13 protein-coding genes and 1 riboswitch are annotated in these 12,027 nt (G+C 38.5%); of the genes, 7 read left to right on the forward strand and 6 right to left on the reverse strand.

The features are described 5' to 3' along the window. Positions 1-80: 80 nt before the first annotated feature. The 6 genes from QMF79_RS06900 to QMF79_RS06925 are packed head-to-tail and all read right to left on the reverse strand — an operon-like array spanning position 81 to position 5,880. A complete protein-coding gene (locus QMF79_RS06900) occupies positions 81-881 on the reverse strand; it encodes a glycosyltransferase family 2 protein (RefSeq protein WP_281773250.1) in 801 nt (266 codons plus the stop codon). Then, positions 881-1,762, reverse strand: a complete 882-nt coding sequence (locus QMF79_RS06905) for a glycosyltransferase family 2 protein (RefSeq protein WP_281773251.1) — start codon at positions 1,760-1,762, stop codon at positions 881-883. Before QMF79_RS06905 ends, QMF79_RS06900 begins: the two co-directional genes overlap by 1 nt. Next, positions 1,755-2,957, reverse strand: a complete 1,203-nt coding sequence (locus QMF79_RS06910; RefSeq protein ID WP_281773252.1) for a hypothetical protein — start codon at positions 2,955-2,957, stop codon at positions 1,755-1,757. Before QMF79_RS06910 ends, QMF79_RS06905 begins: the two co-directional genes overlap by 8 nt. Continuing rightward, entirely contained in the window at positions 2,957-3,727 is a 771-nt protein-coding gene (locus tag QMF79_RS06915; RefSeq protein WP_040216610.1) for a glycosyltransferase family 25 protein, read from the reverse strand. The genes QMF79_RS06910 and QMF79_RS06915 overlap by 1 nt, the downstream gene beginning before the upstream one ends. Position 3,728: 1 nt before the next feature. Beyond that, complete coding sequence (locus QMF79_RS06920) at positions 3,729-4,862, reverse strand: lipopolysaccharide biosynthesis protein (RefSeq protein WP_281773263.1); 1,134 nt, start codon at positions 4,860-4,862, stop codon at positions 3,729-3,731. 46 nt (positions 4,863-4,908) lie between these two features. Then, positions 4,909-5,880: a polysaccharide pyruvyl transferase family protein gene (locus QMF79_RS06925; RefSeq protein WP_281773253.1), complete on the reverse strand. Its 972-nt coding sequence runs from the start codon at positions 5,878-5,880 to the stop codon at positions 4,909-4,911. 141 nt (positions 5,881-6,021) lie between these two features. Between QMF79_RS06925 and QMF79_RS06930 the strand changes: the two genes are divergently transcribed. From QMF79_RS06930 to QMF79_RS06960, 7 genes are all read left to right on the forward strand, one after another. Further along, positions 6,022-6,765, forward strand: coding sequence for a YdcF family protein (locus tag QMF79_RS06930; protein WP_005707365.1), 744 nt, complete (start codon positions 6,022-6,024; stop codon positions 6,763-6,765). A 77-nt stretch (positions 6,766-6,842) separates the two neighbouring features. Continuing rightward, positions 6,843-7,925 (forward strand): 3-isopropylmalate dehydrogenase, encoded by a 1,083-nt coding sequence (gene leuB, locus QMF79_RS06935; protein WP_281773254.1) that lies wholly within the window; start codon positions 6,843-6,845, stop codon positions 7,923-7,925. 150 nt (positions 7,926-8,075) lie between these two features. Further along, positions 8,076-8,164, forward strand: a riboswitch (TPP riboswitch). 73 nt (positions 8,165-8,237) lie between these two features. Further along, entirely contained in the window at positions 8,238-8,957 is a 720-nt protein-coding gene (locus QMF79_RS06940) for an ABC transporter ATP-binding protein (RefSeq protein WP_281773255.1), read from the forward strand. Next, positions 8,957-9,694, forward strand: coding sequence for an ABC transporter permease (locus tag QMF79_RS06945; protein ID WP_281773256.1), 738 nt, complete (start codon positions 8,957-8,959; stop codon positions 9,692-9,694). Before QMF79_RS06940 ends, QMF79_RS06945 begins: the two co-directional genes overlap by 1 nt. A 22-nt stretch (positions 9,695-9,716) precedes the next feature. Beyond that, positions 9,717-10,661, forward strand: a complete 945-nt coding sequence (locus QMF79_RS06950; RefSeq protein ID WP_281773257.1) for an ABC transporter substrate-binding protein — start codon at positions 9,717-9,719, stop codon at positions 10,659-10,661. A 9-nt stretch (positions 10,662-10,670) separates the two neighbouring features. After that, positions 10,671-11,318: a thiaminase II gene (gene tenA, locus QMF79_RS06955; RefSeq protein ID WP_281773258.1), complete on the forward strand. Its 648-nt coding sequence runs from the start codon at positions 10,671-10,673 to the stop codon at positions 11,316-11,318. Between the two features lie 302 nt (positions 11,319-11,620). Continuing rightward, the coding region (locus QMF79_RS06960) for a tetratricopeptide repeat protein (RefSeq protein ID WP_281773259.1) at positions 11,621-12,027 on the forward strand (407 nt) is incomplete at its 3' end.

Below are 12,027 nucleotides of genomic sequence, written 5' to 3' on the forward strand. Positions count from 1 at the left end.
TTCGCTAATATACTGGATTTGAAACTGGAAATCCAGAAAAAGAGAACAACTGTAAGCTGAAAAATAGAAAAGGTATTAGATTATTTTCTTAGGAGTTTATAAACCCTCTGAAGCAAACTTAACGGCAAAATTCTTGGAATTGCACGCATCAAGAAGATCGCAAGCCCTGAAATTGGGCTTTGAATTTTGACTTGGTTTTTAAGTCTATAAAGCTCCCATTCGTATTGGAACTGTTTCCAACCACGACGGCGACCAACCATTCCATTTCCCACGCGAGCATAAACTAAAATATCTGATAAATTTGCTACATTTAAGCCTGTTGCCACCATTTTAATCCAAAGCGTGTAATCTTCTTGCAAACCTTGATAACCACCACATTCAAGTACTTTTGATTTTTTATAAGCCACGGTCATATGGTTGAACGGGCAACGTAAACGGGTAAAACGCACAATTTTCTCCTGCGAGGTGGGCACGTTACGATAAGCCACAATGTCATTGATATTTTCGCCAAATTCAGCAATTTGCCCACCGAGCATAATGACATCTGGATGCTGCTGAATAAATTTTACTTGTTTTTCAAAACGTTCTGGCACGCAAATATCGTCGGTATCCATACGGAAAACCCATTCGTGGCTACAATAATTTAAGCCATCATTAAGTGTTTTACCTAAACCACGATTCTGAGGGAATTTCACCGCTTTTATTGGCAAAATCGCCTCATATTCGGTCACAATTGCCTCTAATTCAGTTGTTACAGCACCATCAAATAATACGACTATTTCGGTCGCGGGTAGGGTTTGATTTTTTAAACTTTCAAAACATTCTTTAAGATATTGTGGATTCTCTTTAATATAAAGAGACATTAATACTGAAAATTCCATTAGAAAAACCTTTTCATATTGATTGCTAATTTAGGCGAAATAAAGCTAATAATTGCAATAGCAAAATGCTTTATATTATGGCTACGTTTAAATATTTTAAAATAATAATTTGCCGCCTTGCGAGATAAATTCATCGCATAAATATAAGAGAGAATATAAAGTGAGTTAATGGCAAAGTTTTGTTTTTGCTTTTCTGTTTTGACATATTTATGCTCAATATATTCAATTGCCTTTTCGGTATTCTCCGTATTGGTTGAAACACTTGAACGCTTAGTATGGAAGTAACAAATACTCAAAGGTTGATTAATAAATCCTGCTTTTAAATTGGGGCTATCTGCTACTTTTAATGCAAATTCATAATCTTCCAATGATTTTAATTCTGAATTTAATCCTTCCAAGGCGATGAAAAAGGATTTTTTAATCCCCATCATTGGCATTCCGCCCAATTTATTGGCTAATAAAATATTATCTAAATTGATTTTATTTGGCTCAATTGGATTAGTAAAATATTGGAATTTTTCATTTACCATTTCACACTTGGCAGAATGGTAAATAAAATTTACTTGTGGATGTTGTTCAATATATTGGCTAATCACTTCACATTTATTATTGGCAAAGCGATCATCGTCATCTAAAAATAAGAGCCACTCTTGTGAAGCAAGTTGTGCACCAACATTACGGCTACCAGCTGCTCCTTGATTTATTTCGTTACGAAAAACCTTTACTTCAAAAGGATAGTTTGGCTCAATAACCACAGTTCGTGGTGAGCAGTCATCAACAATAATCACTTCAAAATTATAAACTGTTTGAGCCTTTAAACTCTCAAGTAATTCAAGCACTTCCGTGTTGCGATTATAGGAAGGGACAATAATACTAAACATTTTCTTCCTCTTTTTTCTTGCAATAAATAATAAAATTTTTACCGCTTGTACCAAATAGGGAGAGGAACATCAGCAAGCCAAACATTACACTTGGATAAGCGTAAGTATCTGCTTTAATGTTCCAAATGGTCATTAAGCCTAATGTTGATAAAATAAACAACCAACTACCGTTAAACCAGTTATCAGCCACTCTTTTCACAAAATAAGCGGTGAAAGCAAAGCAAGCTAACATATAACCAACGCCTCCATATAAGGCTTGGCGAATAAAACCAGAGTCAGAGCCGCCATAATAGCTCCAACCATTCGGTTGATAATATAAGCCATCGCCCATTAAGAGCTGTTTATTTGTTGGCATAAAAAGATGTTTATTCATAAGCGTATCGGTTGAAGAACTTAGTCGTTCTCCGCCGTTAATCAGGTTAATAACGGGTTCGAGTGCGTGTTCAACATAGCGATTTTCCGTATGGAAATAAGCCAGATAGAGCACTAATGCGATAAATGCAAGTAATGCGGGTAGATAACGCCAGCGGAAATAAAGCAAGCAGCTTACTAATGAAAAGGTTAAAAATAATCGCCCCGCAATCAACCCGATACACAAAAGCAAGAAGAGCCAAATTGGATTTAATGCTTGAGTTCTTGCGTGATAAGCAAGCATAAAGTGAAGCAACAGCACGTAAAACACGCTCAGCGGGAAAAATGCCGCCGAGGTTAAATTATAGAGCCGATATTCCTGCTCTGAACCAATAAAACGAGCAAAATGCCCGCCCATATTGGAATTGGTGTTAGTGGCAAGATCAATAATAAACGGCACGCCAACCAAAGCAAAAAAGCCAATGAAGGCTTGCACGCCAATACCCATTTTTAGGTCGCGGATAAGTTGCGGTTTGCCATTTTCGTGTTGGTAAAACAAGTTATAAATCGCAATGCCCAAGATAAACACAAACAACGATTTGACATACATACTCAATACGCCTATTTCTTTAGTGCCGTTAATGATGAGAGGAATCGTAGAAATAATCAGCAATGCGATGCAAGCAATCAGGCTATCTTTAGGAATAATCACGCTTTTTTGACTTTTATTCCACCATTTATAAGCTAAAAATAGTAGCACGATGGAGCCTGTTATTAGCCCCATTCGGATAAAATGCAAAAACCACGGATCGTATAAATAAAAAAGACTCACTAAAGCACTCATTATAAATTTCTCTTAATAGCTAACGCTTTTTTAAGCGGTAGTTTTAGTAGTTTTTTAAATAGATTATTTTTTAATGAACCACGTAAGTCTTCTAAATTACTCACAAGATTCGGGTTTTCAATAACCATTAGTGGTCGAATAACTAAAATATCTAAATTAAAATCTTGCCCAAATAGAATAAAATCATCCGCTAACCAATATGGCTTATGCGTTTCTAACTCTGCAAGAAAACGTAATGCTGCCGATTTTTTAATTAAATAAGCTACTGTGCCTGCAAAATAATTTTTGTAAGGATAAGAGTAAGTGTAGCCTGTATTTTCAATTCGTTTTTGCCAGAATATAAATGTACTTGGATAGTTAATTTTTAGTTCTACATCATTAAAAGTAGGGATTTTTGATTGTCCAACTAAAACAATATCCGCTTGTAGGTTTTGCTGTAATAAAGCGGTTAAATTTTGCTGAAAATTTGCAGCGAAGAGTGCATCATCTTCACATACTAAAACATAATCGCCAGCATTGATAGTTTGATCTTCTGCAATCAGTTGATAAACAGCTAAATGGCTTAATGTACAACCAATTTCCCCTTTAGTGACTAGGCGGTGATAGCGTTGTTTAAATTTCTCAAAGTTAAATCTATTCTGTAACTCTGTTTCTTCTAACGCCATTGTGTTGATAGCACGAAAGATTTCAAAATCAGAGGTGTCAGGTTGAGCGAAAAATAGTTCTCGTCTTTTTACATCTTTCTCTAATGAAATTAAATATTTTTTCATTTTATTTGCCTAGAATTTTATACTTTTCGATAGGATATTTAAAATAATAAATAGTTGAGATGATCAGTCTCGTAAAACTTGCCCCTAACAAGGCATAGGCTACGCCATATAATTGATGCCCTTTGAATAGGTAGAATAAACTCACAAAGACTGCAATGGAAATAATCTGACTAATAAATAATAGAACTTGTTTTCCTTGAATGAGCATATTTTGTGAAAATAGCCAAGATAAGCCTGCAATAATAGAGTTGATAACAAAGAAAATAAGGACTGGTGCAACCTCTATATATTTAGCACTAAAAAAGAACTTAATCACGGGTTCTGCTAAAAGAGGGACAAGAATAATAGCACCTAAACTCATCAAAGCAATAATTGCCAATACTGTTTTTAATCTATGTAAGTTATTTAATAAACCTGAATAATAGTAATCAGTAAGCATATTAATAAATTTTGTAACTAATGAATCAAATGTAATACAAACAGTATAAAGTCCCAAAGTATAATGACCTAGCAGAGCAACAATTAAAAATTTATCAATACTTGCAGTAGTTGCACCAAAGGTTTGATATAAATTCTGTTTAATCCACGTTTTTAAGAAAAATTTACGCTCTATCGGTTGTATATTTTCTTTCTTTTTGAATTTACTTTCTATTTTATGTAAATAAAATAAGCAAGTAATAGATTGAATAATGCTATATAAAGTTAAAAGATAAATAACAATTTCAAGAGGTTGCTCGCCCCCAAATAAATAAGCCGTTCCATAAACAAGTACTAAAAATATCGGTTGCTGAAGATTGATTGCACGATAAATTTTTAGGCTTTCATCAATTTTACTTTTTTCTAGCGTAATGGTAATAATCGCGGTTAATAAAACATTGATAACAAATAATAGATGAAATGTTGTTATATTAAAAAATGCCGTTGCGATTGTAGAGGCAATTAAGGCTAATAATAAGAATGCGATAAAATATTTTCGCCACCCCCAATATTGTTGATTTCGCATTGAAAGGGCAAATGAGAAGCCTACCCCACCCGTTGCAAAAGTCACCGCATAAGAAACAGAAGTAATAAAGAGTTGATGAGCTCCGCGGTCATCAACCGATAATAATCGGGCAAGTATCAATGTACTTACCATTGTTAATCCCATACCTAATAAGGTAACAATAATGAGATGAATTAGATTACGATTTGTGCTCATATAATTTTGCAAAAGAAATATCTTTTGTCCATTGGTTGTAATACCCAGAATTTTTTCCATAAGAATTATCACAAACTTCGTTTGGAATACCTAAAAGGCAAGCAAAAATATGTCCGTGTAAACGACTTGTAATAATATTATCGTAGTTTAAAAAGATATTTTGACAACGGGTAATAACATCCATTGAATGACGATACCATATATCATTAATTTTATCTTTTACAAAACCTAAATTAAATTTATTCGCTAAAACAGAAAAACGGCTACACCATAATTCAAATTTCATATCAGAAGGTAATAAAAGATCATCCCAATCTTTAACATTATTTAAATCAGATAATGTCGCTTGAATTTCCGCTTCAATATGGCTTTTCTCAATATCTTTACGTAAAAAATAAAGCGTATTGTTGCCAGAGGTCTTTTCTTTTTGGGCTAACGCACCATAAAGCTGATGAGCCATATCAGGCGATAATGCAACATTCGGCGAGAAATGGGCTTTCATCATCTCAAACGTATTTGTATCACGCGAGAAAAGATGCAAATCGTTGTGCTGAGAAAAAATAGCAGCAGATTTTTGCATCGCAGCTTCATTTGAAAAATGCGCTGTTTGAGGCAACAAAATAATACGATTATTTGGAAAAGCTTGCACTAAATCTTCACGCATTTTTTGAATGCTTGGATAAAGATCGCCAAAGTTACCCCCACCGTGACACAAAATTGTTGTATTTGGATTGACGAATTTACGCACTTCCACCAAGTTAAAAGCTTGCAAACAGCGACGTAAGCGAATGTTGATTTGGTAATCTTTGAAAAATTGTTCTGTGCCTGCATAAATCAGTAGATCCCCGACATTTTGATGTAGCGGATAGTCAAAATAAAGCACATCATTTTTATCAATAATTTTTTCTTCAATCTGTTTTAATTGTTGTTTTAATGCCAAAAGCACTTGATTCATCGTAATCTCTCAAAAAGTAAAATAAAAAAATGAGCGAGGATAAGACCACGCTCACGCAAAAGCGTTCTAAAAACTCTCAAAATAATGGTGCATTTTAGCAATAATTCACGCAAAATACGCAAAAATCTTTTTGAGGTGTCTATGTTTTTTTATCTAACTAAAATTCTAACCGCAATTGCCCTCCCTCCCTTTAACATTGCGGTGATTTGGATTTTTTCGCTCATTTTAAACCGCTTGCATTACAAGAAAATAAGCCGCTTTCTGACTATTTTTGGCATTGCGATGCTCTATCTTTTCAGCACGCCTTTTATGGCAACGATGCTCAGCAATTCTTTGATTGAAGAGAATAAACTCACGCTACAAGATTACCACCAAGCACAAGCGATAGTCGTGCTTGGTGGTGGTTTGCGCGATAGCACAGAGTTGTATGGAAATATTACGGTGACCAATAACGAACTGGAACGAATGCGTTATGCTGCGTTTTTACACAACGAAACAGGCTTGCCGATTTTAGCCACAGGCAGATCACCAAACGGTAATTCAGAAGCAAAAGTGATTGCCAAAGAGTTCCAACAATTCTTTGATGTACCAACCAGATGGGAAGAGAGTGAAGCAAAAACCACCAAAGAAAATGCGCTCTACACCAAGCAAATGCTTGAAAAAGAAGGCATCAATAAAATTATTTTAGTCACCCAAAACTGGCATATGAAACGAGCAAAAATGCTTTATGAACAGCAAGGTTTTGAGGTGCTGCCAGCTGGCGTAGGCTATGGCAAAACGCCTTGGGAATATATCAATTTTATGTATTTCGTCCCGCAATCGGGCGCAATGGATAATATGATGCAGTTGCTTAAAGAGTGGTTGGGGTATTGGAAAGAGAAATAATAAAAGAAAGCCACTTTTGAATTAAACCATATTTGGGTAGAATACCCCTTATTTTATTGATAACAACAGAGGATTTTATGCAAACTTACAACATTGCAGTGTTAGCAGGGGACGGAATTGGTCCTGAAATTATGGCACAAGCGATTAAAGTGCTTGAAGCGACACAACAAAAATTTGGTTTTAAATTGAATTTCAACCACTTCAACATTGGCGGTGCGGCAATTGATGCCCAAGGTAAAGCCTTACCAGAGAACACTTTAAAAGGCTGTGAAGAAGCGGACGCTATTTTATTCGGTTCAGTAGGTGGCCCGAAATGGACACATTTACCGCCAGATGAACAACCAGAGCGTGGTTCATTATTACCACTTCGCAAACATTTCAAACTATTCTGCAACCTCCGCCCGGCAGCACTTTATCAAGGCTTAGAAAAATTCTGCCCATTGCGTGCAGACATCGCTGCAAAAGGGTTCGATATGGTGGTCGTGCGTGAATTAACAGGCGGTATCTACTTCGGTCAGCCAAAAGGTCGTGAAGGCGAAGGTGCACAAACCAAAGCATTCGATACTGAAGTCTATTACAAATATGAAATCGAACGCATTGCACGTGTGGCATTTGAATCTGCAATGAAACGCAGAAAACACGTTACTTCAATTGATAAAGCGAACGTGTTACAAAGCTCAATTTTATGGCGTGAAACGGTAAACGAAGTGGCGAAAGAGTTCCCAGAAGTGACCCTTGAGCATATGTATATTGACAATGCCACGATGCAGCTTATCAAAGCACCAGAGTCGTTCGACATCTTGCTTTGCTCAAACATCTTCGGTGATATTATTTCCGATGAAGCAGCGATGATTACAGGCTCAATGGGGATGCTCCCATCTGCCAGCCTCAACGAAGACGGCTTCGGTTTATATGAGCCAGCTGGCGGTTCTGCACCAGACATCGCAGGCAAAAACATCGCCAATCCAATCGCACAAATTCTTTCTGCGGCAATGATGCTGCGTTATAGCTTCAACCTCAACGAGGCGGCTGATGCGATTGAACAAGCAATCCAAAAAGCCCTCGCTGACGGCTACCGCACTAGCGATTTAGCAGACAACACCGCCCCAATTTCCACCAGTGAAATGGGGGATGTGATTGCGAAGAATATCTTGGCGTAGTTTTGTCATTCATCACATTAAACGCGATTTGTTAAAGTCAACGCCCTTTAAGAATCCAAGCGGTTAAATTTCCTCACTATACTATTTTGCAAAACGTGAGAAGAAGTTGACCGCTTGTTTTTTCTGCCAAACAAGCGTAAACTTACCAACAATTTTTAGTCGGGGTGCCGAAAGGCTGAGATGATACCCGTGAACCTGAAACAGTTAGCACTGACGTAGGAAACTAATATGCCAATAAATCTATTTTCTTTTCATTCCATTTCTTATCCTTTCTTTTTTATTACGCATTCCCTTTAATCATTGAGGCGAGCGATGGTGCGTATTCAAGATTTGAGTCTTGCCTTTAATGGGCAAACGTTATTTGAACATCTTAATTTAACCCTATTGCCGAACGAGTGGGTAAGCTTGTTGGGCAGTTCAGGCATGGGGAAATCGACGCTTTTGCGACTACTGGCGGGCATTGAAACGCAAGGCGTGGTGCAGGGAAAAATCCTATTTGAACCGAAAATTCGCATTGCGTGGATGCCTCAAAAAGAGACGCTTTATCCGTGGCTATCAATTGTCGATAACGTGCAATTGCAAGCGGTTTTATTTGGGCGAAAATCTGCAAAAACCACTGAAAAAGCTAAAATATTGCTTGAAAAAGTGGGAATGGCAGCACATTGGCACAAGCCTTGTTCGCAGCTTTCGGGCGGGCAAAAACAGCGGGTTGCCTTGGCACGCACCTTAATGCAAGAGGCGGATCTGATTTTGCTTGATGAGCCTTTTTCCGCTCTTGATGCCATCAGTCGCCATCAACTTCAAGATTTAGCCTTTGAACTGCTCGAAGATAAATCAGTGCTGCTCGTGACCCACGATCCGCAAGAGGCATTACGGCTAAGTCAGCGTATTTTTGTGTTGCGTTCGCCTGAATCTCATCAAACAGCATTATCGGAGGTAATTTTGCCAGAAGGTAACGCCCCGCGTGAGTTGCATCAAGCCAATTTATGGGCGTTGCAGCAACAATTATTGCGGGAATTAGGGGGCGAATAATGAAAATTCGCCTACTTAAACCGCTTTTAATTGTTGGCGTGTTGTTGATGATCTGGCAAATGGTCGCAACCTTGGGCAGCTTCCCACACTACATTTTTCCCTCACCACAAGCTGTCGGGCAGCAGTTATTCACACACGCTGAACTGCTTTGGCAGCATACGCAAGTCACGTTGTTAGAAATCTGCTTAGGGCTGTTGTTAGGCTTTCTGTTTGGGTTGATTTCAGCGTTGTTGCTCTCATTTTCTCGTCAAATTTCCGCCGTGTTATTGCCGATTTTGGTGATTTCACAAGCGATTCCCGTGTTTGCTATCGCACCGTTGTTGGTGTTGTGGTTTGGTTATGGAATGGCATCCAAAATTGTGATGTCGGTGCTGATTATCTACTTCCCCGTCACGGCAGCTTGTTATGATGGACTACGCAACACCCCGCAAGCGTGGCTCGAACTGGCGAAAACCTTTAACATTTCCCCCTTGCGTTTATTGCTTAAAGTGCGATTACCTGCGGCTTTACCTGCTTTTGCTTCGGGCTTGCGAATTGCGGTTTCGGTCGCCCCGATTGGTGCGGTGGTGGGCGAATGGGTAGGTTCGTCTGAAGGCTTGGGGTATTTGATGATTCATGCCAATGCCCGAATGCAAGTCGATTTAATGTTTGCTGCCTTGCTGATTTTAGTGGCAATTTCACTCTGTTTATATTTCAGTATTGATAGGCTATTACACCGTTTTATTTGGTCTGTTTAACTTTTCATTAAAGGAGAAAAAAATGAAGACAATTATCCGTTATTTCAGCTTTGTAATGGGGTTAATGCTCACGCTTCCTAGCTTGGCAAAAGAAAAAATCAGCGTAATGCTAGATTGGTATGTAAACCCCGATCATGCTGCCATTATTGTGGCACAGCAGAAAGGCTTTTTTGAAAAAAATAACCTTGAGGTTGAAATTATCGAACCTGCTGATCCTGCATTACCGCCGAAATTAGCGGCGGCAGGAAAAGTTGATTTAGCCGTGAGTTATCAGCCTCAGCTTTATCAACAAGTGGCAGAAGGCTTGCCTTTAGTGCGGGTGGGTTCACTGATTTCAAATCCATTAAATAGCGTAGTGGTACTAAAAAAGAGCAATTTGAAAAGCCTTGCTGATTTAAAAGGTAAAAAAGTGGGGTATTCTGTCAGCGGTTTTGAAGATGGATTACTTGATACAATGCTTCATTCTATTGGTTTAAGCAATAAAGATGTGGAATTAGTGAATGTAAATTGGTCGCTTTCGCCTTCTCTTTTAACTGGACAAGTGGATGCTGTGATTGGTGCATTTCGTAATTTTGAACTCAATCAGCTTGCTTTAGAAAAGCAAGAAGGCGTCGCATTCTTCCCTGAACAATATGGCGTGCCTGCTTATGATGAATTGATTTTAGTTGCCAATAAAAACAGCGTAACAGATAAAAAAACATCCGCCTTTTTGACCGCACTTGAACAAGCCACAAGCTATCTGCAAGCTCACCCCAATGAAGCGTGGCAAGCTTTTGTAAGCTATAAACCGAATGAACTCAATACGCCATTAAACCAACTGGCGTGGAAAGACACGCTCCCTTTCTTAGCCAATAAACCTCGCCAATTAGATGCTAAACGTTATCAACAAATGGCAGAATTTATGCAACAAAAAGGCTTAATTCCAAAAGCCTTAGCGTTGAAAGAATATGCGGTAGAAATTAAATAAGGAAAAAAGATGATTGAACAACTCATTCAACAAGCCCAGCCTTATTGGCAACAATATATTGAACACGAATTTGTGCAACAGCTAGCAAAAGGTACGCTGCCAAAAGCTTGTTTTCAGCATTATTTAAAGCAGGATTACCTCTATCTGTTCCACTATAGTCGAGCCTTTGCTTTGGGCGTATATAAAGCAAAAAATTTTGCGGAAATGGAAATTCCTCGCAAAACGTTAGAGATACTCTGCCAAGAAATTCAATTGCATTTAAATTATTGCCGTGAGTGGGGCATTAGCGAACAAGAGATTTTTGCTACTCAAGAAAGTGCCGCTTGCATTGCTTATACTCGCTATTTGCTTGATTGTGGCATGACGGGCAGTTTGGCTGAGCTTTATGCAGCTGTAACCCCTTGTGCTTTGGGTTACGCTCAAGTTGCTCGTTACATTACTCAGCATTATCCTCGCTTACCGAACAACCCTTATCAAACGTGGATTGATACCTATGCGAGTGAGGAATTTCAACAAGCCGCCCAAGAAACCGTTGATTTTCTTACCGCACTTTGCAAACCACTAAACCCAAGCCAACTTGCCGAGATTCAACAGATTTTCACCACTGCAACTAGAATGGAAATTGCGTTTTGGCAAATGGGGTTAGATTTGGCATAGGCACATTTTACTGAAATCAGCAAAATAGCGATCCGAAAAAAGCAGTTATTCATCAAAATAAAAATAACAGAGTAGAACCTCAGCCAAGCGGTCAAATTCCTCTCACCATTTGCAACACGTGAGAAGAATTTGACCGCTTGTTTTTTCCTTCTGATCGCCTTTCTTTTAGTTCAATTTTTAACCTTTCGCAAGGCAGTATACTGCCTGTTAGTATCTCTTTACAGAGATACTAACAAAACATATTGCTAAACAATAAACATGTTTAGAGAGATGAATGATTGGTTAATAAATGGACGATTTCTATGCGATTCACAAAAACACTTCTTACCACCGCACTTTTCGGTGCTTCTGTATTTTCTTTTCAATCCACCGCTTGGGCGGATACGCCAGAACAGCAATTCCAACAAGGTTTTGAAGCTAGTACGAGGGGCGATTATCAAACTGCTTTTAAACTTTGGTTGCCTTTGGCAGAGCAGGGGGATGCAACTGCTCAATTTAATTTGGGCGTGATGTATGATGAGGGACGTGGCGTCAAACAAGATTATTTTGAAGCGGTGAAATGGTTTCGCCAAGCCGCGGAGCAGCGAGATGCATCGGCTCAATTAAAGTTGGGCCTTATGTATGCTATGGGACGAGGCGTCAAACAAGATGATGTTGAAGCGGTGAAATGGTTTCGCCAAGCCGCGGAGCAGCGAGATGCATCGGCTCA

This window comes from Pseudohaemophilus parahaemolyticus (genome assembly GCF_938021905.1).
Taxonomy (GTDB): domain Bacteria; phylum Pseudomonadota; class Gammaproteobacteria; order Enterobacterales; family Pasteurellaceae; genus Haemophilus_A; species Haemophilus_A parahaemolyticus_B.

What these genes read in the sequence shown, in the direction of transcription:
- QMF79_RS06900 (WP_281773250.1), bottom strand. Translation starts at nt 881, where the DNA reads ATGGAATTTTCAGTATTAATGTCTCTTTATATTAAAGAGAATCCACAA.
- QMF79_RS06905 (WP_281773251.1), bottom strand. Translation starts at nt 1,762, where the DNA reads ATGTTTAGTATTATTGTCCCTTCCTATAATCGCAACACGGAAGTGCTT.
- QMF79_RS06910 (WP_281773252.1), bottom strand. Translation starts at nt 2,957, where the DNA reads ATGAGTGCTTTAGTGAGTCTTTTTTATTTATACGATCCGTGGTTTTTG.
- QMF79_RS06915 (WP_040216610.1), bottom strand. Translation starts at nt 3,727, where the DNA reads ATGAAAAAATATTTAATTTCATTAGAGAAAGATGTAAAAAGACGAGAA.
- QMF79_RS06920 (WP_281773263.1), bottom strand. Translation starts at nt 4,862, where the DNA reads ATGGTAAGTACATTGATACTTGCCCGATTATTATCGGTTGATGACCGC.
- QMF79_RS06925 (WP_281773253.1), bottom strand. Translation starts at nt 5,880, where the DNA reads ATGAATCAAGTGCTTTTGGCATTAAAACAACAATTAAAACAGATTGAA.
- QMF79_RS06930 (WP_005707365.1), top strand. Translation starts at nt 6,022, where the DNA reads ATGTTTTTTTATCTAACTAAAATTCTAACCGCAATTGCCCTCCCTCCC.
- leuB (WP_281773254.1), top strand. Translation starts at nt 6,843, where the DNA reads ATGCAAACTTACAACATTGCAGTGTTAGCAGGGGACGGAATTGGTCCT.
- QMF79_RS06940 (WP_281773255.1), top strand. Translation starts at nt 8,238, where the DNA reads ATGGTGCGTATTCAAGATTTGAGTCTTGCCTTTAATGGGCAAACGTTA.
- QMF79_RS06945 (WP_281773256.1), top strand. Translation starts at nt 8,957, where the DNA reads ATGAAAATTCGCCTACTTAAACCGCTTTTAATTGTTGGCGTGTTGTTG.
- QMF79_RS06950 (WP_281773257.1), top strand. Translation starts at nt 9,717, where the DNA reads ATGAAGACAATTATCCGTTATTTCAGCTTTGTAATGGGGTTAATGCTC.
- tenA (WP_281773258.1), top strand. Translation starts at nt 10,671, where the DNA reads ATGATTGAACAACTCATTCAACAAGCCCAGCCTTATTGGCAACAATAT.